This window comes from Chromobacterium piscinae (genome assembly GCF_021129175.1).
Lineage (GTDB): Bacteria > Pseudomonadota > Gammaproteobacteria > Burkholderiales > Chromobacteriaceae > Chromobacterium > Chromobacterium piscinae.
The window spans coordinates 1-20,237 of the sequence record NZ_JAJOHV010000015.1 but is presented as its reverse complement, the minus strand read 5'-3'; the positions used below and the strand labels follow the sequence as shown (position 1 = coordinate 20,237).

Below are 20,237 nucleotides of genomic sequence, written 5' to 3'. Positions count from 1 at the left end.
TGACATGCGGATCAACTATGTTTTTCAGTATGCGAACCGCTTTCCCACCGACTGGAGACTCGCCATGTCCGCCCTGCTGCGCCGCGCCGTCGTCGCTTCATTCAGCCTGATCCTGATTGCCTGCTCCACCCCTCCCGCCAAACCGGGCCTGCCCGCCAACGGCTGCGTCGGCGGCGTGCTGCCGCCGCCCGCCGGCATGAGCGCGGCGCAGAATCCAGAACTGCTGGCCAAGGCCGTCGGCGAGCCGGGCAAAGGCGGCCTGTGCGAAGGCGCGGTCTATCGTCAGGACGCCGCCGCCGGCGTAGTCGTCTACCGAGTGTGGGACAGCGCCAAGCCCAATTCCCGACTCGGCCGCTGGTGGTCGTTCAGCCAGCCGCAGGGCCCGGTCGCCCAATATCAGGCGGCCAACGCGATCTGCCCGGCCTGGAGCCAGCTCAACAGCGTGGTGCGCTGCCAGCTGAAAGCCGGCGTCCAGGTGGCGGTGGGCCCGGGCCAAAGCGCCGACTGCGCGCCCGATCCCGACTTCCCGCCATCGCCGGTCAACCAGGTCTACGTGCCCAATACCAGCCCGGACGACATCCTGGTGGAAAACTGCGAAGACCAGGGGACATTCCCGCCTGCGATGTAATGGTTTGCTGCGGAAGGCCGCGGCGGGGCATAATCGAGAATTTTGCAAATAATTCTCATTACAATGCACCGCCTCGCCTGCACCTTAGCCTCCGCCCTGCTGCTCGCCGGCTGCGGCGGCGGCCCCGCCGCCTCGCCGCCGCAAACCGGCCGCTTCATCGACAGCGCCGTCAGCGGCCTGGATTACGAAACCCCCACCCGCGCCGGCAAAACCACCGCCGCCGGCGAATTCCAATACCTGAGCGGCGAAACCGTCGCCTTCCGCATCGGCAAACTGGAGATCGGCGCCGCCGCCGGCTCGCCGGTATTGACCCCGCTCAGCCTGGCCGGCGCGCAAGACGCCGGCGATCCCGCCGCGCTGAAGATCGCCCGCCTGCTGCTGACGCTGGACAGCGACGACAACCCCGCCAACGGCATCCAGATAGCCCCGGCCGACGCCGCCCGCTTCCAGCAGCCGCAAAAGCTGGCCGACATCGACGACGCCCAGGCCCTGATCGATCGGCTCGGCATCGGCCGCAGCCTGGTCAGCGCCGAATACGCGCAGGCCCATCTGCAGTTGAGCTTGGCCGCGCTCGATCCCAAGCGCCCCGCCCGCTTCCAGGCCCGCGACGCCGCCGACGGCCACCCGCTGGCGTCCGGCGATGCCGCCGGCTGCGCGGACGACAGCCAGACCGGGCTCAGCTGGGAAGTGAAAGCGGAATCCGGGCTGCGCAGCCGCCTGCACAGCTATTACGCCAGCGCCAGCCGCAAAACCGAGCGCCCGGCCCAGTGCGAGCCGGGCCAGGAGGACTGCCTGGCCGTCACCTACGTCGACGCGGTCAATCAGCAGAAGCTGTGCGGCCACGACGACTGGAGGCTGCCCAGCGAACGCGAGCTGAAAACGCTGCTCGACTGGAGCCAGCTCGACCCTCAGCGCAATCTGCCGGCGATCGACCGCCACGCCTTCCCCGACGCCGAGCCGGCGTTCTACTGGACCGCCACCAGCCGCCAGGCGCGGGGTTCGCTGGCGGTCGCCTTCGACGACACCCACCGCACTCTGCCGCACGTCAGCCTGAGCCTGGGCATGCCGGCCAAGATACGGCTGGTGCGCGGCCCAGCGCTGCCGGACGCGCCCAATCCGGAAGACCTGCCGCAAACCATTCCGCCCTACATCCCCGTGGACCGCGCCGGCGAGCTGGCCAAGCCGGGCGACGCCGCCGCCTGCGTCGACGACGGCGAACATCCGGACGCCTTCCTCAATGTGGTGCTGTGGCAGGCGCGCCCGCGCGACATCCAGCCTGGGCAAGTCTCTTCCGCGCTAGGCGAAGCCAACGGCCAGGCCTGGTGCGGCCAGCGCGACTGGTCGCTGCCCAGCACCGTGGACGGCAGCCGCTGGCTGCAGCTGCGCCTGGCGGGCGACGCCGCATTCCGCGCGGCCTTCCCCGCCGCCGCGGCGACGCAAGCGATCTGGGTGCGGGACAATGCCGGCAAGGCGCGCATCCTGCGCGCGGACGGCCAATACGCCGACACCGGCGCCGCAGCCTTGCTGGCCATCAGCAAACGCGCGGCCAAGCCGCCGATGCCGGACAGCGACGACACGCCGCCCGACGCCGCCACGCTGGCCGACTGGCGCCAGCGCTACCTGCGCTACCGCCCCGGCCAGGCCGCGCAGCCGGATTGGCCGGCGCCGACGCTGGACGCCGCCGCCCGCGACGGTTTCCGCGATCTGGGCCTGCTGCCGGCAATGCCGTTCCCGGCCGACAATCCCTATACGCCGGCCAAGGCGGCGCTGGGCGAAAAGCTGTTCTTCGATGCCCGGCTGTCGCGCAACAACCGCATCGCCTGCGCCAGCTGCCACGACCCCGCCCACGGCTGGGCCGACCCCCGCGAAGTCTCGTCCGGCCATATCGGCCAGCTGGGCGGCCGCAACGCGCCGACGGTGATCAACAGCGGCTACTTCGCCCGCCTGTTCTGGGACGGCCGCGCCGCCAACCTGGAACAACAAGCGCTGGGGCCGATCGCCAATCCGCTGGAAATGCACCAGCCGCTGGCCGCGGCGGTGGCCAAGATCGCCGCCGCGCCGGAATACCCGCCGCTGTTCGCCGCCGCCTTCGGCGACGCCGCGGTGGACAGCGGACGGCTGGCGCAGGCGCTGGCCACCTTCGAGCGGACGCTGATCAGCCGCGACAGCGCCTTCGACCGTTTCCTGAAGGGAGACGCGCAGGCCCTGAGCGACCAGGCGCTGTGGGGCCTGCAGCTGTTCCGCACCAAGGCGCGCTGCCTCAACTGCCACAACGGGCCGGAATTGTCCGACCAGCGCTTCCACAACCTGGGCCTGCACTTCATCGGTCGCGACCGCGAGGACCGGGGCCGCGGCGCGGTCACCGGCCGCGCCGAGGACATGGGCGCCTTCCGCACGCCGGGCCTGCGCGAGCTGCTGTACACCGGCGGCTACATGCACAACGGCGACATGCCGCTGTTCACCGACGACGGCGGCGGCGTGCTGGAGTTCTACAACAACGGGGGCAACGAGGTGGCCGCGGCCGGCTTGGACAAATACACCCAGCCCAAGCCTTCGCCGCTGCTCAAGCCTCTTGGCCTCAGCGAGGCGGAAAAACAGGCGCTGCAGGCCTTCCTGCGGGCGCTGTCCGGACCGCCGCGGCTGAAACCCGCGGGGCTGGACGAGCTGTCGCGCCGCTGAGCGCCCGGCTAGGCCGGCGCCCTCAGCCCCGGCCTGGCTTGGCGGCGAACCACTGGGCGCAGAAATCGATCAGCGCCCGGGACTTGGCCGGCTGCGGCGTTTTCTTCGGATAGACGAGATAGACCGGCCGCGCCGGCGTCTCCCAACCGGCCAGCACTCTGGCCAGCCTGCCGCCGATCAAGGCGGCTTCGGCGACGAAATCCGGCAGCCGCGCAAAACCGGCGCCGGCTTCGGCCAGCTTGCGGTTCAGGCTGTAATCGCTGACCTGCAGCCAATGCGGCACCTCCACCTCTTCCGCTCGCCCCTCGCGCTCGAAACGCCAGCGCGCGCCGCCATGGTAGCGGCTGTGCACCACGCAGGGCAGCCGCGCCAGATCGGCCGGCTCGGCCGGCGCGCCGCGTTCGGCCAGCAGCGACGGCGCCGCCACCACCCAGTCGCGGGTCTGGAACAGCGGGCGAGCCACCAGCTGCGGCGGCAGCTCCCGGCTGGAGCGGATGGCCAGATCGAAGCCGTCCTCCTCCAGATCGCGCTCGGCCACGCTGACGTCCAGCTCCACCGAGATGCGCGGATACTGTTGATGAAAAGCCAACAATAGCTCGGCGCCGAACGCGCCGGCGAACATCTGCGGCACCGTCAGCCTCACCGTGCCGTCCGCGTCGCCGCTCAGGCCGCGCACCGCCGCGGCCGACTCCCGCAGCAGCGTCCGCAACCGGCGGCAGTAGCCGAGATAGGCATGGCCGGCCTCGGTCAGCGTCAGTTTGCGGGTGCTGCGAAACAACAGCTGCGCGCCCAGTAGCGCCTCCAGCCGGCTCAGCTGCTTGCTGACCTGCGACTTGGACGTGGCCAGCCGCTCGGCAGCGGCGGTGATGCTGCCGGCCTCCGCCACTTCGAGAAAGACCAGCGCCAGTTCGGATGAGGGTTCGATTGTTTCCATATTGGTTCCAATACTTCCACGTTTGTCCGGTTTTTCCAAGCCGCGCGCGCGCCTAAGCTGACGGTTCCCCCACACAAGCTGCAAGGAAGACGAGATGAAAATCCTGCTGATAGGCGCCAGCGGCAACATCGGCCGCGCCATCGCCGCCGAGCTGTCCGGCCGCCACGAAATCATCGCCGCCGGCCGCCATCACGGCGACGTGCGCGTGGACATCGAAGACGAGCAAAGCATCGCCGACATGTATCAACAACTGCCCCGGCTCGACGCGGTGGCGGTGGCCACCGGCGGCCGCAATGGCCACGTCGGGCCGCTGGCCGAAATGAACGCCGAGCGCTATCGCGTCGGGTTGGACTCCAAGCTGATGGGCCAGGTCAATCTGGTGCTGCGCGGGCTGGACCAGCTGGCCGACGGCGGCTCGTTCACGCTGGTGGGCGGCGCCTGGCAGCCGCAGGCCATCGTGCCGCTGCTGAGCAACGTCTACATGGCCAACGCCGCGCTGGAGGGCTTCGTCAACGCCGCCGCGGTCGAGCTGCCGCGCCGGCTGCGCATCAATCTGGTCAGCCCGCTGCTGCTGGCTGAATCGGAAGCCGAATACGGGCCGCTGTTCCGCGGCGTGCCGCTGGTGGAGGCGCGCCAGGTGGCGCGCGCCTATAGCCTGAGCATAGAGGGCGCGCAGACCGGCCAGACTTACCGGCTGGGCCGGCTGGACTAGCCACAGCAGAATGGCGGCGGCGATGTCGCCGGCGAAACCCGCGCCCGGATCCAGCCCGTGGTTCCAATGGATGCGATCCATCGCCCGTCCCCTTGAAACGCTTTCTCAAGATAAGCGCGGGCCCGGCATCATGCCGAAGGGATCAGGAACGCAGCTGGCGGCAGGTTTCGCCGATGCCGGCGTGGATGCACAGGTCGAACAAGGCGTCGAAGCGGGTGGGCGTGTAGTTGATCAGCGCGCAGGGAATGCCGGCCCGCGCCGCTTCCACCGGGATCAGGTTGACCGGCGACACTTCCAGCGACGAGCCCATCACCAGCAGCAGCTCGGCGTTCAGCGCCGCCTGAAAGGCCACGTCTATCATCGGCACCGCCTCGCCGTACAGCACCACGTCCGGCTTCAACGCCGCGCCGCAGCGGCGGCAAGCCGGAAGCTCGTGCTGCTGCACGTAATCCAGCGGATGCGGCGTGCGGCAATCCGGGCAGCTGGCGGTCAGCAGCGTGCCGTGCAATTCCAGAACGCGGCGGCTGCCGGCCCGGCCGTGCAGGCCGTCGATGTTCTGGGTGAGGATGGTGACTTCCTTGCCGTCCTCCTCCAGCGCGGCGAGGAAGCGGTGGCCGTCGTTGGGCTGGTAGTCGCCCACCAGCTTGATGTGGAAGATGTCGCGGAAGGCGCGCCAGAAAGCGGCGGGATCGCGCTGGAAGTAGTCCACCGATACCGCGTCGGCCAGGCTCATGTCTCTGGACCACAGGCCGTCGGCGGAGCGGAAGTCGGGGATGCCGGATTCGGTGCTCATGCCGGCGCCGGTCAATACCGCGATGCGCCGCGCGCCGCCCACCAGTTGCCGCAGATACTGCACTTGCCTTTCCGTCACGCTCATCCACCGCTTCCTTGCCGCCGGGCCATGCCCCATGGCCACTATAGCGTAAGGGTCAAGCCACCGGATATTTTATTGCGTTCTTGACCATCTTATCCCGAACCGCCTCGTCCAGATCGACGCCGGTCACCATCGCCAGCCGCGTCAGATACAACAACACGTCGGCGATCTCCTCCTGCAGATGGGTGAACTTGGCCGGATCGTCGCGCAACCGCGCCGCAGCGTCGTCATCCAGCCACTGGAAGATCTCCGCCAGCTCACCCACCTCGCCCACCAGCGCCAGCAACAGATTGCGCGGCGAATGATGCCGGTTCCAATCCCGCTCGTCGGCGAAGCGCTGCAAGGCGGCGGTCAGGCCGCCGACATCGATCAGTTTGTCTTGATTCATCGTCACTTTCTCGTTTCACGTGGAACGCCAGCCGCGGCCGGCGAATCCGGCTCCAGGCGCGCAGCCGGCCTTCGATCTTATTCCGCCAGCTCCAGCGTCACCGAGCCGTCGCCGTTGTCCCGCGCCAGCTTGAACTGCTTCTGTTCCGGCAGATAGCGCATCGCACCCGCGCCGGTGGTAAACCGCAGGCCGACGCCGGCCACCGGCAGCACGCGCCAGTTCCTGCCCTGCCCCAGGTCGATCACCTTCTTGCTGGCGAGATAACTCGCCAGCGCGGCGCGGTTCTCGTCCGGAGCGTCCACCACGATCTTGTCGGCGGTGATGCCTGGAAAGTTGCCGCCGCCGCTGGCGCGGTAATTGTTGGTCACCACGATGAAGCGCTGGGCGGGATCGATGGGCTTGCCGTTGAAGGTCAGGTTGACGATGCGGTGGCTGTCCGGCGCCGCCAGCTTGCCATCGCCGTCGTAGCGCGCCGGCTGGGTGACGTCGACCTGGTAGCTGACGCCGTACAGGCTGTCGAAGTTATAGGAGCGGAACTCCGGATTGATCAGCGCCTGCGCGGCCGGGCCCTTGGGGTCGATGCGATTGAACTGGCCGGCCGACATCTCCAGCCACTCGCGCACGTCGGCGCCGGTGATCTTCACCGCCTTGATGGTGTTGGGATAGATGTAGAGGTCTGCCAGGTTGCGGATGGCCAGCTTGCCGGCCGGAATGTCGGTGTAGTAATTCCAGCCCTGGCGGCCGCCTGCCTTGAACGGCGCGGCGGCGGACAGGATGGGCAGCTTCTCGTATTCGGTGCCCTGCAGCGCCCGCTGCATATACCAGCGCTGCGCCTCGGCGACGATAGCCACCGAGGGATCGTCGGCCGCCTGGGCGAAGTAGCTGTAGATCGGCCGGCGGGTGGCGGCCACCTCGCCGCGCACGTAGTCCAGCGTCGCCTGGTGTTCGGGTCCGATCAGCGCCTTCACGCGCGGATCGATGTCCGCCAGCGGCTTCTTCGCCTGCTTGTCGAAAATGGGCCTGAGCGTCGCCCGCTTGTCGACCACCCGCCACTTGCCGTCCGACTGCTCCAGCGTCAGGTCGATCACGCCCAGGTGGTCGCCCCAGCGGCCCGGCATCGCCGCCGGCACGCCATGGATGGTGCCGGCCTGCAGGTTCACGCCGGGATAGCCGGCGAAGGCGGCGGACGGAAACTCGGCATGGGCGTGGCCGAACAGGATGGCGTCGATGCCCGGCACCTCGGCCAGGCCGGACACCGCATTTTCGGCGAAGCGCGGCAGCTCGCCCTTCTCGAAGCCGGAATGCGGCACCGCGATCACCAGGTCGGCACCGGCGGCGCGCATCTTGGGCACATAGTCGCGCGCGGTTTCCAGGATGTCCCGCACCGTGACCTTGCCCTGAAGATTGTTCTTGTCCCATTGCAGGATTTGCGGCGGAGCGAAACCGATCACGCCGATGGTCAACGCATGGGCCTTGCCCTCGGCGTCCTTCACTTCGCGCTTGAGCAGGACATAGGGCGTGAACAGCGGCTGGCCGGTGCTGGCGTCCAGCACGTTGGCGTTGACGTAGGGAAAGGCCGCGCCCTTCAGCGACTGCGTCAGGAAAGGCAGGCCATAGTTGAATTCGTGGTTGCCCAGATTGCCGGCGTCGTAGCCCAACGCATTGAGCACCTTGTAGGCCGGGTGGGTGTCGCCGGCCCGCAGCGGCTTGATTTTGGCCACCAGGTCGCCCATCGGGCTGCCCTGCAGCAGATCGCCGTTGTCGATCAGCAGACTGTTAGGTACCTCGGCGCGCGCTGCGGCGATCAGGCTGGCGGCGCGCTCCAGGCCGAAATCGGCCGCCGGCTTGTCCTGGTAATAGTCGTAGGCCAGCAAATTCATGTGGACGTCGGAGGTTTCCAGCACCCGCAGCTGGACCGGCGCGGCCCAGGCGGAGACGGCGAACACGGCGGCGAGAGAAGCGAACAACGGCGCGGATTTCATCAGGGAAGGCCTTTTGAGTGTTTTTATCGCGTCCGCATTATACGCCGGCCTCGATCCCTCCCCGCCGCGCCAAGCAAAATGCCCGGCATCGGCCGGGCATCGGAGAAACGAGGAAGACAAGCTTACTTGAGCAGGCCTTCCGCCTTCAGCGCCTGCTGGGTCGCCGGCAACTCGGCCACCCGCTTCAGGAAAGCCAGCAGCGCCGGGTAGGCCGCCAGCGAGCGCTGCAGATACTGCGCCCAGGACAGGCAGGTGAACAGATAGGCATCAGCCACGCTGAACTGGCCGCCCAGCAGATAAGGTGTCTTCTCCAGTTGCGCTTGCAGCAGCGCGAACCGCGGCTGCAGGCGCGCCCAAGCGTCTTCCTTGACCTCGTCGGTCTTGCCGGAGAAGATCGGCGAGAAGTTCTTGTGGACTTCGGTGGAGATGAAATTCAGCCACTCCTGCAGCCGGTAGCGCGGCAGCGTGCCGTTGGCCGGCGCCAGCTGCTTGTCGGGAACCTGGTCGGCGATGTACTGCATGATGGCCACACCCTCGGTCAGCAGCTCGCCGTTGTCCAGCTGCAGCGCCGGCACATAGCCCTTGGGATTGATGGCGGTGAAGTCGGCGCCGCCGGCAGTGGTGTGCGGCACCTCGCGCAGGCTGACCGACTCCGCGCTGAACGGCAGGCCGCTGGCGAACAGGACGATGTGCGAAGCCAGCGAGCAGGCCCCGGACGAGTAATACAGTTTCATCGCAATGCTCCTGTGGGAAGGATGGGACAAACCGCAATCGCGCCAGCCTGATCCAAAACCATGCCGATTGCAACCCCCTTCCCGCCAGGGTTTCGCCGTCATCCCAGCAGGCTGATCAACCACTCGATGCGCAGGTTCCAGCCGGCGAAACCGGCCAGCCAGAACAGGATGCCCAGCGCGCCGAAGCCCCAGGACGCGAACAGCGGCAACAGGTTGGCCGACAGCGCCGCCACCGCCGCGCAGGCCACCGCGATAGACAGCCCGGCGTCGCTGATGTCGAACAAATCGTGGCGGGCGTTCAAGGGCTCGATCGCGCCTTCCTTGGCTTCGGCCTTGCCGCGCAGCGCCTCGCTTTCAACCTTGTAGCGCGCCAGCTCATGCCGCAATTGCTCCTGCTGCGGCTTCAGCGCCGCCGCGCTGGCCGGGTTCGCCAGCGCCAGCAGCTCCGCCTGGCGCATGCCTGCCTCGGTCAGGTGCAGCTTGATCTTCTTGGCCTGGTATTCGGACCAGGCGTCCGCCGCGTCGGCCTTCAGCAATTGGCGCGCCTGGACGATATTGTCGTCCTTCAGCTTGCCCAAGCCCATCAGCACCGACAGCACCACCACGGTCAGCGCCACCCAGCTGTTCAGACGCTTCTTCTCCGCTTCCACGCTGATTTCGACTTCCATATTGTTCCCCTTGGCCGGCGCCGGACCATCCGCCGCCTTGTTCAACATAACGCGGCAAGAGGCGATCGGATGTCAGCCGGCCTTCTTGCCGAACAAGCGCGGCCGGGAATCCGCCGGCCGGCTCTTCATTTCGACGAACAGCGCCTCCACCTGCGCGCGCGCCCATGGCGTGCGGCGCAAAAAGACCAGGCTGGACTTGATGCTGGGATCGTTGCGGAAGCAGCGGATGTCGACGCGCGCCGCCAGCCCTTCCCAGCCGTAATGCGCGTGCAACTGGTTCAGCATCATTTCCAGCGTGACGCCGTGGGTGGAGTTATTGGCCTGGCCACTCATCGAAAACATCCTGTATAAGCAAAAGCGGCGAGTGTAAGCCGCCGCCCGTCCGCTGGCAAAGCTACTTGGCCGCCGTTTTCTTGCGGCTGCGCGTCGCGCGCGGCTTTTTCAGCACCACCGCCTCGCCGGCGTCCGGCACCTCACCGGCCGTCACGCCCATCGCCAGCGCCACTCGGCCCAACCGCTGCTGCTTCTCCACGCTGATCGGCCCGGCCGCCGCCAACAGCAGCATCACCAACTCCAGCGCCATCGCCCGCTGCGCCTCTCCGGGCAGCAGGTCCTGGATGGTGGCCAGCGCGCGCTTTTCGTCGTTGCGCACCAGCCAGGTCTGGCGCCGCACCGCCTGCTTGAACGCCTCCAGCGTCAACTCCTCGCCCAGGCCGGTGTCCTGCATCACCCGGCGTATCGCGTTGAACGGCCGCACGTCGACCACGCCGTTGCCGATGGCGACGTAGATCAACAGGCGCAGGAAACCGTCCACCGCGCCGCCTTCGGAATAATGCTCCTCCAGCTCGCGCCGCTTCAGGCGCAGCATCTCAGCGCGCTCCCAGCCGCCCCCGTTCTTGCGCACCCGATAGGGCCGGCGCGGATCCAGCCCCACCAGCGCGGCGGTCAGCGGCGCGTCGTAAACGGCGCGGAAGGTCATTTCCTTCATGGCGTCGCGCTGGTCGCGCCAGCCGTCCAGCAAGCTGGCGGTCCAGTCGGACACGGTCTGCTGCCATTGCCAGAACGGGTTGTCGCCGTCCACCGGCTTGCGCGCCTCCCTTACCTTGCCGGCCCAGTCCGACAAGCCGTTCAGCAAGGGGTTGCGGCTGGAGAACCAGCGCCGCTCGAAGCGCGACGGGTGCATCTCGCGCATCAGGTGCGCGGTCCACGGCGTGGTGCAGGCCTGCAGCCACGGCGACACGAAGCTGTCGTACAGCTGCTGGTTGATCTCCGCCACCCGCTTCACCACCTGGAACGCGCGCTCGCCGTCGCGGCCGTCGCCCAGCGCCAGGATGTCCTCCACCTCGCGCGGCTCGAAGCGGATCACGTAGCGGCCCTGCAGATACTGCAGGCCGGGCATTTCCGGGTAGGTGTCAGTGATCACCGCCTCGTACAGGCCGGGCGGCAGCACGTCGATCAGGTCCAGCGCGCTGGCCAGCTCGCTGTGCTCCTTGTTGGCGACGCCGGCGGACACGAAGATGCCGAGGTGGCCGATCTGCTCGTGCAGGCAATAAACAATGGTCTGCTCGTTGCCGCGGATCTCCTCCACGTCCTTGTACAGATCGGCGATCCAGAACAGCGCCTGCTGCGGCGGCGTGATGTTGTCGCCCCAGGACGCGAACACGATGATGGGCGAGCGGATCTGCCTGAGATCTATCCTCGCCTCGCCGTCGTCCAGATACACCTCGCCGCGGCTCAGCCGGTTGCCGACGAACAGGTTCTGGCTGATCCACTCCATCTCTTCCTTGTTGAGCAGGTAGTGGCCGCCCCACCAGCGCTCGAACTCCAGGAAGCGGCTGCGCTCCTTGTCGATGTTGGCGTACAGGTGGTAGCCCTTCTTCCAATAGGTATTGGCCGGGTCCATCTGCTCGAAATTGGAAACCAGGTGCGCGCCGTCGAACTGGCCGTGACCCAAGTCGCCGGTCAGCGAAGCCAGCCAGGTGCCGCCCAGCATGCCGCCCTGGTAGCGCATCGGGTTCTTGCCGGCCACGCCGGCCCAGTAGGACAGCGGCGAGCCGGCCAGCAGGATGGGGCCGACGTCTTCCGGCGCCGAGGCCGCCACCATCGTCAGCGCCCAGCCGCCCTGGCAGTTGCCGATCACGAACGGCTTGCCGGCGTTGCCCGGATGCGCCTCGCGCACCCTGCGCAGGAAAGCCTTTTCCGCCCGCCACACGCACTCTATGGTCTGGCCGGGCACCGGCACCGGGAAGAACATCACGAAATAGCAGGGATGGCCCTGGCGCAGCGCGATGCCGATCTCGCTGTCCATCTTGAAGCCGCCGATGCCGGGCCCGTGGCCGGCGCGCGGGTCTATCACCACGAAGGGGCGCAGCTCCGGATCGGTCGGCGGGCAGTTGGCCGGCGGGCGGATCGCCGCCAGCGCGTAGTTGACCGGCTCGTCCAGCTCGCGGCCATCGACGATGATGTCGAAATCGAACACCAGCACCGGCGGATTGCCGGACGCCTGGTGGTCCAGATAGGTGTCGCCGCGCTCGCGCAGCACATCGCAGAACAGCAGGCCGCGCTGGACGGCGTCAGTCCAGTAGTCGGCCCAGTGCTGGCCCAGCGACCACCATCCCCCCTTGTCGGTTTCCGCCATGCAGATCTCCCGGTTGTCCGCAGCTTTCACTGTAGCCCACGGCTGCCGCCCCCACCTCTCGATGGCAAGAGTATCAACAAGTTATTGCAGATTAACAGTCGGAAACATAAGCGATTTCCACGGCAAAACTCGCCAGACATTTGCATCCAATACTGCAGCCACCTACAGCCCATGCGAAGGAAAACCGTCATGACCCAGCTGCTCAAACCCCTGCTTGTCGCCGGCTTGCTGTTCGCTGGCTCCGCCGCCGCCTACGCCGACGATGCTCCTGCCCCGGCTTCCGCCCACAAGGGCTGGCATATGGAGCCGGCCAAGCGCGAGGAAATGCGCGCCAAGCATCTGCAGGCGTTGCATGACAAGCTGAAGATCCAGCCGCAGCAGGAAGCCGCCTGGCAGACGTTCACCGCGTCGATGAAGCCGGAAAAGATGGAAAAGCCGCCGATGGACGCCAACGCCACCGCGCCGGAGAAGATGGAAAGCATGATGCAGCGCCAGCAAGCCCGGATGCAGCAGCGCCTGGACGCGCTGAAGGCCTTCTACGCGCAACTGACGCCGGAACAGCAGAAGACCATGGACAATCTGCACGGCCCGCGCGGCAAGTGGCAGCATCATAAGAAACCGGAAGGCGCGGCCCCGGCCAACGGCTGATCCCGCGACTTGATTTGCGCGCGGCGGCGTCCATCGCTCCGCGCGCGGCAACCGACCGAAAGAGGCCCATCATGAAAGCCTGCATCCGCTTGAGCGGCGCGCTGCTGGCCGCTGCGCTGGCCGTGGCCGCCGTCGCCCCCGCCGAGGCGTACTACCACCACGGCGGGCCGCGCATCAGCATCAACGTCTGGCGCGGCGGCTACTGGCACCACGGCTACTACCAGGGCCGGATGGGCTGGTGGTGGGTGGCCGGCGGCGCCTGGTACTTCTACACCGCGCCCATCTATCCCTATCCCAGCCTGTATGCCCCGCCCGCCGTCGCAGTGGCCCCGGCCGTGCCCGTCGTCCCTGCGATGCCGCCCGCGCCGCCGCCGGTCGCCGCCGCGCCACAGGAGCCGGCCCAGGTCTGGTACTACTGCAAGGCGGCCAAACAGTACTACCCCTACGTCAGCGAATGTCCGGGCGGCTGGAAAACCGTGCCGGCGCAGCCGCCCAGATAATAGCCGCTAACAAAACCTCGCAGAGGACCTGAGCCAAGGCACGCCGACGCAGGCAGTACCAGTCGTACGACAAGGAGGCGTAACGCAGGATCAGGGGTTTTGTTAGCGGCTCTAAGCCGAAGGAAACGCCATGAAAGCACGCTATTGCATGATGCTGCTGCCGTCGCTGCTGGCCGCCTGCGCCACGCTGCCCACCGGCCCGACTGTGGCGGTGATGCCGGCGCCGGGCAAGCCGTTCGACGTATTCGCGCAGGAAGAACAGCAATGCCGGGCCTACGCCGCCAACAACAGCGGCGCGGCCGCCGCCGACGCGTCCAACGCCACGCTGGCCGGCAATATGGCGCTGGGCACCGTGGTGGGCGCCGCGGCCGGCGCGCTGATAGGCGGCAACCACCAGGGCGCCGGCGTCGGCGCCGGCATGGGCCTCTTGGCTGGCGCCGCGGTGGGCGGCTCCAACGGCGCTTACGCCGGCTACGATGCGCAAACACGTTACAACATCGCCTACCAGCAATGCATGTACGCGAAAGGCAATCAACTGCCGGGCCAATACCCGGCGCGGCGCGCCTACCTGCCGCCGCCGCCCTATTGAGAATCATGCCATGCAAGCAAAATCACTCAACAAACAAACCATTCAACATATTGAAACAAAAAGAGAATTTCAGGAAACATCTTCGGCCGAATTGGCATTAATAATGAAAGTACGCCCAATACATTTCCGGGGCCGCAACAGGAAAACCGAGGGCGATCCGTTCAACAACATCAAAGGATTCCGCCATGCTCAGACTGCTCATGACCTCGCTGGCGTTATTGCTGGCCAGCGCCTTCGCCAGCGCCCAGGACGCCAATGTCCGCCCCTTCGACAATCCCGCCGTGCCGCCCAGCGTGCCGCTGTCGCTGCAGGACATGAACCCGGCGCCCTCGGCTCCGATCCAGGCGCCGGCTCCACAAGCGCCGTCCACCCAGCAGTAAACGACCCGACATCCCGCCGGCCCGACCGGCGGGATCGCATTTCAGCGGCCGAACCAGCGGTCGCCGAAATTCACCAGCAGCACGCCCGCCACCACCAACGCCGCGCCAGTCAGCTTGGCCGCGCTCAACTCGCGCAAGGGCATCATCAGCCAGCCAAAGCGGTCGAAGCACAACGAAGTGAACACCTGACCCGCGATGATCAGGGAAACCATGGTCGCCACGCCCAGGCGCGGCGCCAGCAAGGTGGTGCCGAATACGAAACCCGCGCCCAGCACCCCGCCCAGCAACATCCACCATTCGACGCGGACCAGCGCCGCCAGATTTTGCCAGCGCTGGCCAGTCGCCAGCGACAGCAGCACCAGGGTCAGGCAGCCGGTGCCGAACGACACCAGCGCCGCCAGCAGCGTGCTGTTGCCCAGCAACAGGCGCAACTGGTTGTTGACCGCCGCCTGCAGCGGCACCACCACTCCGACCAGAAAGGCCAGCAAGGGAAAAATTGCCTGCATCGCCGCGCTCCTCAATCACAATTGGCAGCCGCCGCCCATGGCGGAGGCCGATGCCGTGCCGCTGTTCCACGTGGAACGCGATCCAGCCCCTGCCTGCTGCGCGACACCGGCAGCAAGGCGACCAGCAATGATAAATGAATTACTTCTGACGCGGACGGCTGTCGCGGGTATAGGCGCAAAAGCCCGGTTTGGGACCAATCTTGGGATGGTTGCGGCAGGTATTGGGGCGGCGCTCGTAGATGGTGCAGCGCCGGGTCTGCGCATCCAGATACAGGCAATCGCCATTGGCGCGCTGCGCCAGCGTGAACAAGCTGTTCTTGAAATTGAAATGCTGGATCACCCGCTGCTTTTCCAGCCGCTTGGCGATGTTCTTGATCGGCTCTTCCAGCTCGAACTCGTCCACCACGCCGATGCGCACCAGATCCGGCAGCTTCACTTCCACCGGCATCGTGCAACAGGACGCCATGCAGTCGCCGCACAGGCCGTTCTTGTACTTGATCCAGGTTTCCAGGCGGTTGATGTCGGCCACGGCTCGTCCTTAACACATTGAATACGCGAAACTTTCCCCTTGCGGGAAAGCGCGCATTCTACGGATGCCGCGGCGGATCAGCAAGCGCCGACGGCAAGCGCATCACGCGTCCACGCCAGCGCTCCGGTCAAATCGGCTGGGACCGAAGTATCCAGAATCAGGCATTGCCCAAGGCCCAAAGGACCTAAATGCTCGGAGCGGCGCAACTGCAGCGACAAGTCTGTGAAATCTCGTTGAGCATCCAAGTGGCCGGGATGGCGGGCGCGCCGGGCGAAACGCGCGGCAGCCAATTCGGCGGGACAACGGCAGTGCAGCTCCAACACTAGGCGTCCAGGCCGCGCCAAATCCGCAAGCGACGTGCCTGAGTCGCCCTCTCCCTGCGGATGCCGCCACCAGGAGCAAGCCACGGCGCGTGGCGCGGCTTGCAGCGCCTCCAGAAAATGCGAGTCGGCCTCGCGGCTCAACGCTCTGCGCCAGGCCATGTCGCCCATGCCGCGCGCGTCGAACAGCGCTTCAAGGAAATCATCTTTATCCAGGCATGGCCAACCCAGCCCCTCGGCCACGCCGCGCGCCAGCGTGCTCTTGCCGCTGCCAGGCAAGCCGCTGATCAGCAGCAGGGCGGACTCAATCATGCCGGCCAGCGCAGCCCGCTCAGCCAGCTCGCCGCTTGCGTCGGGACGCGGAAGACTAGCCACGATTCCGGGCGCGCCGCGCGCAGGACCGATAACTCGTCGCGCCGCTTGCCATGGCCGCGCCACATCCACAGCAGCAAGGAATCCCTTGAGAACAGCGTGCCGCGCAAGGTTTCGCGGTTGCCATGCGCCAGCGTCTGCCGGCGCCAGATTCGCAGCAGGCTGCGCCGCGCGATGCGCCAAGCCTGCAAAGGCCGCGGATAATCCAGCCAGACCACCAGCTCGGCGCGCGGCATCAGCGTCCGCAGCGCGGACGAGTAGCTGCCCTCCGCCACCCAGCGCGGCTGTTCCGCCAGCGCCGCCACTTCGGCGGCGAACGTTTCCCGCCGCGTCCAGCCAGGCCCCCAGAACCAGGCGTCGAGCTCCGCCAGCGGCGCGTCGGAGACTGCGGCCAAGCGGGCCGCCAGCGTGCTCTTGCCGGCGCCGCTGCCGCCGACGATCAATACCCGGCCAGGCAATGGCGCAGTCATTGGTAGTGCGCCGCCGCGCGCCGGATTCTGCCGGCATCATCCAGCCACAACACTTCGGCCGCCAAGCCGCGCGCGCCGCGGTAATGTATCGTCAGCGAATCGGTTCCGGTCAGCGTGGCCAGATGCTCGAAATACAGATCGGGCAGGCGCCGCAGCGCCTCGGCCCAGTAGGCGGCCACCGCCGGCTTGCCCTGCAGCCGGCCAGATGGCTCGCCGGCCATCTCGGCGATATACGGCGAGCTCATTTCGAAATCGTCGCGGTAATGCGCCAGGATGCGCGCCAGGTCATGGCTGTTCCAGGCGTCTATCCATTCCCGCGCCAGCTCCTCGGCGAATGTCTTGTCCAGCATCGGCGTGACCTTTTCAGACCTGGGCCTAAACGCCCAGCAGCGTGGATGGATGGGCGGCGCGCCTGGTTCGCGGCAGCACCTCGGGCAGATAGATGGTCTGGATCGCGTCCAGCTTGCCATGCGCCTCCCAGTGCGCGCGGGTTTCCCAATGCTCGACCAGCACGAACACCTTGGGATCGGCCTCGGAATGGTAGGCCTGCCACAACAGGCAGCCGGGCTCCGCCAGGCACAGCGGCCGCATCCGCGCCAGCGCAGCGGCGATGGCTGGAACATCAGCTGCCGTTTTCGCTTCCAAGCTCACGATCAGGGGAAACATCGTCTTCTCCATTGCGATCAATTAATCTGGCCAAATCTCGGCTGCGAGATCAAACACTCAGACAGGCGGCAGCCCCTCCGCCCATATCAATAGCACTCCATCCTCACCTCGCGGCGTCGGCCAGAGGCTCGTCGCCTATCGCTCCTCCGCCCTGCGCCGCCCAGAAATCGTAGGCGCCCGGCTTGCAATGCCGAACCATCAGAATCCTGCCCTCATGCTCGACGATTACGCCTGCCTCGATCCTATGTTCCATCGCCCCTCAAAAACTAATCAGCATAACATCGACAAAATCACATTGAAATATTCAGATCCACCGCCGCACGTTTTTCCAAGATTGCCGGGCGAGGCGCCGCTTAAGCTCGGGCTTCCACACACAGCAAAGGAAACCGCCATGGCTCTGAAAGCCGCCTTTATCTTCATCGCCCCCCACGGCGACCCTCAACGCCATCGCGCCGTCACCGCGACGCCGGAAGTGGAGGTCATCACCCTCGCCGTCTCCAGCTACCGCGAGGCCGGCGAAGTCGCCCGCGAATTGGCTGAACAAGGCTGCGCCGCCATCGAGCTGTGCGGCGGCTTCGGCCACCAGGGCGTCGCCATCGTCGCCGCCGCGGTCGGCGAACTGGCCGCGGTCGGCGCGGTGCGCTTCGATCCTCACCCCTTGCTCGGCCACCGCTCCGGCGACAAGCTGGCCTGAACGCCGACCAACGGAGAATAAAACAGGGCCAGCGCCGGATCGCGCAGCAAACGCGCCGGCGGCTGCCCGCCGAAGGCCAACGCGTCGCGGTGCAGATGGGATTGGTCGCAATAGCCATGCTCCCAGGCCAGCCCGGCCAGGGCCGGCCTCGGCTGGAACGCCGCGTCGCGGAAAAACTTCTCGAACCGGCACAACCGGTGGAACAGCTTGGCGGTCACGCCCTGGCTGGCATGGAAGCGGCGGGACAGGCCGAACCGGTCCACGCCCGCCTCCGCCGCGTGCTCGCCCAGTACGAAGCCGGCGCTGTCGGCAAACATCCGCCGCGCCAGGCGCCGCATTCGTTCCAGCTCAGGCTCCGTCCGCAGCCGTCCGCGCAGGAAACGGCCCGCCTGCTCGCATTGCGCGTCGAAATCGGCGCGCCCGATTCTTGTCCACAAGCCATCCGTCCCCGGCCACGCGCGCGCCGGCGGCGTGACGCGGTCCACCAGTTCTGATAAGGGAAGCGAACAGAATTGCGCCAGCGCGCCGGCGTGGAAACGCACCACGAATACCGGCAGCGCCGGCCGCGCGATCCGTTGAATGCGCTGGCGGGGACACAGCAAGCCCGCCGAGCCATCCGCGCCCTGCCACAGCTCCGCGCCGGTGCCCGGCAATAGCGTCAGCACCGCGGGATCATCCGGCCCGAAACGGTAGCGGCGGTAACTATGTATCCATGGCTCCAACCCTGGATCGGGCCTGCGTTGTTGCGACTGCATCGGCGATATCCAGAAAAAACTTCGGCCATTCTGCGGCGGCCCGCCCGCCTACGCTTGTGAAAATGTGCCGCTCAACCCCGGTAGACGATCAGCGGAATCGCCTGCTCGTCCGGGTGGACGCCGGCGTGCACGCCGGCGAGGCGCAGCGTCTCCTCCCCCGGCAGCGTGTCGCGCAGATTCCAGCCAGGCTTGGCGATCAGCGCCACATCGCCGCAGCGGCGAGCCAGGTCCGGATGCGCCGGCCCCGGGCCGAACGCGCCGGACGTCCGCAACTCGCGGCTTTCCACCACCCAACAGGCATGGCCCAGCCGTTCCCGCGCCAATTCGATGAAGCGCGCGGCGCAGTCCGGCCTCAGATGGCAGTAAGCCAGCCGCGTCTCGCCGGACAGCGGTCGCGCCAGCAGGCCGTACAGTTCCGGATCGGCGTCCACGTCCAGCCATTGCGCGTCCGGCGCGGCGATGAAGCCGTGATCGGCGATCGCGATCACCACCGCGCCGCAACCTTCGGCCTCGCCCAGCAGCGCGGCGAAAGCGGCGTCGATTTCCGCCAACAGCGCCCGCGCCGCGTCGGAATCCGGCCCCTGCTCATGCATCAGCGTGTCCAGCTGCGGCAGGTACAGGTAGTGGAAGGCCGGCTCCGGGTCGGCCAGCCGCCGCGCCAGCCGGGCAAAACCGTCGGCCATTCCCCCGCGGTAGGCGACGCGCTCCGCGCCGCCGGCGTGGTAGCGGCTGCATGGGGAATAGGCGATGAAATCGGGCAGATAAAGGAACGCCGGCCGCGCCAGGCGGTCGAACAGCGGTCGCGCGCGGTACAGGGTGTCCGCGCGCCGCAACTCCTGCCCGCCGGCGTCGGCCGGATGGCGGGCGTACAGGGGCAAGGGCGCGATGATTTCCTCGCCATGCAGCTGGTGCCAGCCTATCAGGCCGTGCTCGGCCGGCGAGCGGCCGGTCAGCACCGTGGTGACGGCCGCCGCGGTGGTCGGCGGAAACACGCTGCTGATCGTCTCTCGCTGCAGCGAGCGCAGCCGGCTGTCCGGCCCCAGTCGCCGCAGTTGAGCATCGCCCAACCCGTCGATCAGGATCAGGCAGACATGGCGGCGGCGGCCGATGCCGGCCAAGGCGTCGGATGCCAATGGCGCATGGCCCAGGTCGGGTCCGCCCAATTCCAGGCTCAGCGTCTGCATCAGATTGAGCAGCCCGCCGCCCTGGTAGTCCGGCCATGCCGCGCCGGGGCACAAGGAAGCCAGATCGGCCATCGCGGCCCTCCCGGGAATGGTAAGAGCCCCATTTTCGGCAGCGCGCGGCCCCGCGTCAACGCGGTGCAGATAACAATTCGACAATCCTCATTAACATTGAATTTACATTCAATAACAATCCGATACAGTTGGCCGCCTCTCAAACCAGTAAGCTGCAAGCCATCAGTTTTTTTACCGGAGATAGACGCATGAAGCGCGCATTTGTCATTATTTCGCTGAGTTTGGCTGGATTGGCCGCGACGGCTCAAGCGGACACGTCCACCATCGTCGGCGGCGCGCTGGGCGGCGCTGCGGGCGCGGCGGTGGGCGAGGCCG

Annotated in this window: 25 protein-coding genes; 8 read left to right on the top strand and 17 right to left on the bottom strand. The window is 67.1% G+C overall.

Annotated features, from left to right (window positions below; translation table 11 throughout):
• The first annotated feature begins 64 nt into the window (after window positions 1-64).
• On the top strand, window positions 65-628 hold the full coding sequence (locus tag LQR33_RS03975) for a hypothetical protein (protein ID WP_166438643.1): 564 nt from the start codon (window positions 65-67) through the stop codon (window positions 626-628).
• A 63-nt stretch (window positions 629-691) separates the two neighbouring features.
• Window positions 692-3,307, top strand: a complete 2,616-nt coding sequence (locus LQR33_RS03970) for a cytochrome c peroxidase (RefSeq protein ID WP_231467702.1) — start codon at window positions 692-694, stop codon at window positions 3,305-3,307.
• A gap of 22 nt (window positions 3,308-3,329) precedes the next feature.
• On the opposite strand, the gene LQR33_RS03965 is transcribed toward LQR33_RS03970, so the two are convergent.
• On the bottom strand, window positions 3,330-4,241 hold the full coding sequence (locus LQR33_RS03965; RefSeq protein WP_231467700.1) for a LysR family transcriptional regulator: 912 nt from the start codon (window positions 4,239-4,241) through the stop codon (window positions 3,330-3,332).
• A 94-nt stretch (window positions 4,242-4,335) separates the two neighbouring features.
• Here LQR33_RS03965 and LQR33_RS03960 point away from each other — a divergent pair, with 94 nt between their 5' ends.
• Complete coding sequence (locus LQR33_RS03960; RefSeq protein ID WP_221667307.1) at window positions 4,336-4,953, top strand: short chain dehydrogenase; 618 nt, start codon at window positions 4,336-4,338, stop codon at window positions 4,951-4,953.
• Between the two features lie 142 nt (window positions 4,954-5,095).
• Here LQR33_RS03960 and LQR33_RS03955 read toward each other — a convergent pair whose 3' ends face one another.
• The 7 genes from LQR33_RS03955 to LQR33_RS03925 form a co-directional block, all read right to left on the bottom strand.
• On the bottom strand, window positions 5,096-5,830 hold the full coding sequence (locus LQR33_RS03955; RefSeq protein ID WP_021478117.1) for an NAD-dependent protein deacylase: 735 nt from the start codon (window positions 5,828-5,830) through the stop codon (window positions 5,096-5,098).
• A gap of 52 nt (window positions 5,831-5,882) precedes the next feature.
• Window positions 5,883-6,215: a nucleotide pyrophosphohydrolase gene (locus LQR33_RS03950; protein ID WP_021478116.1), complete on the bottom strand. Its 333-nt coding sequence runs from the start codon at window positions 6,213-6,215 to the stop codon at window positions 5,883-5,885.
• 77 nt (window positions 6,216-6,292) lie between these two features.
• Window positions 6,293-8,197 (bottom strand): bifunctional 2',3'-cyclic-nucleotide 2'-phosphodiesterase/3'-nucleotidase, encoded by a 1,905-nt coding sequence (locus tag LQR33_RS03945; RefSeq protein ID WP_231467698.1) that lies wholly within the window; start codon window positions 8,195-8,197, stop codon window positions 6,293-6,295.
• Window positions 8,198-8,319: 122 nt separating this feature from the next.
• Window positions 8,320-8,931, bottom strand: coding sequence for a glutathione transferase GstA (gene gstA / locus LQR33_RS03940; protein WP_166438649.1), 612 nt, complete (start codon window positions 8,929-8,931; stop codon window positions 8,320-8,322).
• Window positions 8,932-9,029: 98 nt separating this feature from the next.
• A complete protein-coding gene (locus LQR33_RS03935; protein WP_166438650.1) occupies window positions 9,030-9,599 on the bottom strand; it encodes a DUF4337 domain-containing protein in 570 nt (189 codons plus the stop codon).
• A gap of 72 nt (window positions 9,600-9,671) precedes the next feature.
• On the bottom strand, window positions 9,672-9,932 hold the full coding sequence (locus LQR33_RS03930; protein WP_221666239.1) for a VF530 family protein: 261 nt from the start codon (window positions 9,930-9,932) through the stop codon (window positions 9,672-9,674).
• A gap of 61 nt (window positions 9,933-9,993) precedes the next feature.
• A complete protein-coding gene (locus LQR33_RS03925; RefSeq protein WP_166438652.1) occupies window positions 9,994-12,237 on the bottom strand; it encodes a DUF3141 domain-containing protein in 2,244 nt (747 codons plus the stop codon).
• A 189-nt stretch (window positions 12,238-12,426) separates the two neighbouring features.
• Between LQR33_RS03925 and LQR33_RS03920 the strand changes: the two genes are divergently transcribed.
• The 4 genes from LQR33_RS03920 (at window position 12,427) to LQR33_RS03905 (ending at window position 14,354) form a co-directional block, all read left to right on the top strand.
• Window positions 12,427-12,885 (top strand): Spy/CpxP family protein refolding chaperone, encoded by a 459-nt coding sequence (locus tag LQR33_RS03920; protein ID WP_221666240.1) that lies wholly within the window; start codon window positions 12,427-12,429, stop codon window positions 12,883-12,885.
• Between the two features lie 71 nt (window positions 12,886-12,956).
• Entirely contained in the window at window positions 12,957-13,385 is a 429-nt protein-coding gene (locus tag LQR33_RS03915; protein WP_231467696.1) for a hypothetical protein, read from the top strand.
• A gap of 130 nt (window positions 13,386-13,515) precedes the next feature.
• Entirely contained in the window at window positions 13,516-13,974 is a 459-nt protein-coding gene (locus tag LQR33_RS03910; protein ID WP_231467694.1) for a glycine zipper family protein, read from the top strand.
• 185 nt (window positions 13,975-14,159) lie between these two features.
• Window positions 14,160-14,354 (top strand): hypothetical protein, encoded by a 195-nt coding sequence (locus LQR33_RS03905; protein ID WP_221666242.1) that lies wholly within the window; start codon window positions 14,160-14,162, stop codon window positions 14,352-14,354.
• 41 nt (window positions 14,355-14,395) lie between these two features.
• Here the strand turns inward: LQR33_RS03905 and LQR33_RS03900 are convergent, their stop codons facing one another.
• The 7 genes from LQR33_RS03900 to LQR33_RS03870 form a co-directional block, all read right to left on the bottom strand.
• Complete coding sequence (locus LQR33_RS03900) at window positions 14,396-14,860, bottom strand: DMT family transporter (protein WP_166438656.1); 465 nt, start codon at window positions 14,858-14,860, stop codon at window positions 14,396-14,398.
• A gap of 139 nt (window positions 14,861-14,999) precedes the next feature.
• Window positions 15,000-15,389: a YkgJ family cysteine cluster protein gene (locus LQR33_RS03895; RefSeq protein WP_046158500.1), complete on the bottom strand. Its 390-nt coding sequence runs from the start codon at window positions 15,387-15,389 to the stop codon at window positions 15,000-15,002.
• Between the two features lie 77 nt (window positions 15,390-15,466).
• On the bottom strand, window positions 15,467-16,084 hold the full coding sequence (locus tag LQR33_RS03890; protein ID WP_166438657.1) for a P-loop nucleotide/nucleoside kinase family protein: 618 nt from the start codon (window positions 16,082-16,084) through the stop codon (window positions 15,467-15,469).
• Window positions 16,018-16,551: a P-loop NTPase family protein gene (locus LQR33_RS03885; protein ID WP_221667312.1), complete on the bottom strand. Its 534-nt coding sequence runs from the start codon at window positions 16,549-16,551 to the stop codon at window positions 16,018-16,020. Before LQR33_RS03885 ends, LQR33_RS03890 begins: the two co-directional genes overlap by 67 nt.
• Complete coding sequence (locus tag LQR33_RS03880; RefSeq protein WP_166438659.1) at window positions 16,548-16,901, bottom strand: nuclear transport factor 2 family protein; 354 nt, start codon at window positions 16,899-16,901, stop codon at window positions 16,548-16,550. Before LQR33_RS03880 ends, LQR33_RS03885 begins: the two co-directional genes overlap by 4 nt.
• Before the next feature lie 25 nt (window positions 16,902-16,926).
• Window positions 16,927-17,217, bottom strand: a complete 291-nt coding sequence (locus LQR33_RS03875) for a putative quinol monooxygenase (protein ID WP_221667313.1) — start codon at window positions 17,215-17,217, stop codon at window positions 16,927-16,929.
• 103 nt (window positions 17,218-17,320) lie between these two features.
• Entirely contained in the window at window positions 17,321-17,470 is a 150-nt protein-coding gene (locus LQR33_RS03870; protein WP_231467692.1) for an NUDIX hydrolase, read from the bottom strand.
• Between the two features lie 138 nt (window positions 17,471-17,608).
• On the opposite strand from LQR33_RS03870, the gene LQR33_RS03865 reads away from it, so the two are divergent.
• On the top strand, window positions 17,609-17,911 hold the full coding sequence (locus LQR33_RS03865) for a DUF6506 family protein (protein ID WP_221666247.1): 303 nt from the start codon (window positions 17,609-17,611) through the stop codon (window positions 17,909-17,911).
• Here LQR33_RS03865 and LQR33_RS03860 read toward each other — a convergent pair.
• Both LQR33_RS03860 and LQR33_RS03855 read right to left on the bottom strand, forming a co-directional pair.
• Complete coding sequence (locus LQR33_RS03860) at window positions 17,869-18,666, bottom strand: helix-turn-helix domain-containing protein (protein ID WP_231467690.1); 798 nt, start codon at window positions 18,664-18,666, stop codon at window positions 17,869-17,871. The genes LQR33_RS03865 and LQR33_RS03860 overlap by 43 nt on opposite strands.
• A gap of 71 nt (window positions 18,667-18,737) precedes the next feature.
• Window positions 18,738-19,922 carry an alkaline phosphatase family protein gene (locus tag LQR33_RS03855; RefSeq protein WP_231467689.1) on the bottom strand — a complete coding sequence of 395 codons (1,185 nt, stop codon included), beginning with the start codon at window positions 19,920-19,922 and terminating at the stop codon, window positions 18,738-18,740.
• Between the last annotated feature and the right edge of the window lie 315 nt (window positions 19,923-20,237).

Bases quoted from the DNA above. Each gene is read 5' to 3' on its own strand.
- gstA (WP_166438649.1), bottom strand. From the start codon at position 8,931: ATGAAACTGTATTACTCGTCCGGGGCCTGCTCGCTGGCTTCGCACATC.
- LQR33_RS03955 (WP_021478117.1), bottom strand. From the start codon at position 5,830: ATGAGCGTGACGGAAAGGCAAGTGCAGTATCTGCGGCAACTGGTGGGC.
- LQR33_RS03900 (WP_166438656.1), bottom strand. From the start codon at position 14,860: ATGCAGGCAATTTTTCCCTTGCTGGCCTTTCTGGTCGGAGTGGTGGTG.
- LQR33_RS03885 (WP_221667312.1), bottom strand. From the start codon at position 16,551: ATGACTGCGCCATTGCCTGGCCGGGTATTGATCGTCGGCGGCAGCGGC.
- LQR33_RS03975 (WP_166438643.1), top strand. From the start codon at position 65: ATGTCCGCCCTGCTGCGCCGCGCCGTCGTCGCTTCATTCAGCCTGATC.
- LQR33_RS03935 (WP_166438650.1), bottom strand. From the start codon at position 9,599: ATGGAAGTCGAAATCAGCGTGGAAGCGGAGAAGAAGCGTCTGAACAGC.
- LQR33_RS03865 (WP_221666247.1), top strand. From the start codon at position 17,609: ATGGCTCTGAAAGCCGCCTTTATCTTCATCGCCCCCCACGGCGACCCT.
- LQR33_RS03970 (WP_231467702.1), top strand. From the start codon at position 692: ATGCACCGCCTCGCCTGCACCTTAGCCTCCGCCCTGCTGCTCGCCGGC.
- LQR33_RS03910 (WP_231467694.1), top strand. From the start codon at position 13,516: ATGAAAGCACGCTATTGCATGATGCTGCTGCCGTCGCTGCTGGCCGCC.
- LQR33_RS03930 (WP_221666239.1), bottom strand. From the start codon at position 9,932: ATGAGTGGCCAGGCCAATAACTCCACCCACGGCGTCACGCTGGAAATG.
- LQR33_RS03875 (WP_221667313.1), bottom strand. From the start codon at position 17,217: ATGTTTCCCCTGATCGTGAGCTTGGAAGCGAAAACGGCAGCTGATGTT.
- LQR33_RS03880 (WP_166438659.1), bottom strand. From the start codon at position 16,901: ATGCTGGACAAGACATTCGCCGAGGAGCTGGCGCGGGAATGGATAGAC.
- LQR33_RS03950 (WP_021478116.1), bottom strand. From the start codon at position 6,215: ATGAATCAAGACAAACTGATCGATGTCGGCGGCCTGACCGCCGCCTTG.
- LQR33_RS03855 (WP_231467689.1), bottom strand. From the start codon at position 19,922: ATGGCCGATCTGGCTTCCTTGTGCCCCGGCGCGGCATGGCCGGACTAC.
- LQR33_RS03920 (WP_221666240.1), top strand. From the start codon at position 12,427: ATGACCCAGCTGCTCAAACCCCTGCTTGTCGCCGGCTTGCTGTTCGCT.
- LQR33_RS03915 (WP_231467696.1), top strand. From the start codon at position 12,957: ATGAAAGCCTGCATCCGCTTGAGCGGCGCGCTGCTGGCCGCTGCGCTG.
- LQR33_RS03965 (WP_231467700.1), bottom strand. From the start codon at position 4,241: ATGGAAACAATCGAACCCTCATCCGAACTGGCGCTGGTCTTTCTCGAA.
- LQR33_RS03860 (WP_231467690.1), bottom strand. From the start codon at position 18,666: ATGCAGTCGCAACAACGCAGGCCCGATCCAGGGTTGGAGCCATGGATA.
- LQR33_RS03925 (WP_166438652.1), bottom strand. From the start codon at position 12,237: ATGGCGGAAACCGACAAGGGGGGATGGTGGTCGCTGGGCCAGCACTGG.
- LQR33_RS03870 (WP_231467692.1), bottom strand. From the start codon at position 17,470: ATGGAACATAGGATCGAGGCAGGCGTAATCGTCGAGCATGAGGGCAGG.
- LQR33_RS03945 (WP_231467698.1), bottom strand. From the start codon at position 8,197: ATGAAATCCGCGCCGTTGTTCGCTTCTCTCGCCGCCGTGTTCGCCGTC.
- LQR33_RS03905 (WP_221666242.1), top strand. From the start codon at position 14,160: ATGCTCAGACTGCTCATGACCTCGCTGGCGTTATTGCTGGCCAGCGCC.
- LQR33_RS03960 (WP_221667307.1), top strand. From the start codon at position 4,336: ATGAAAATCCTGCTGATAGGCGCCAGCGGCAACATCGGCCGCGCCATC.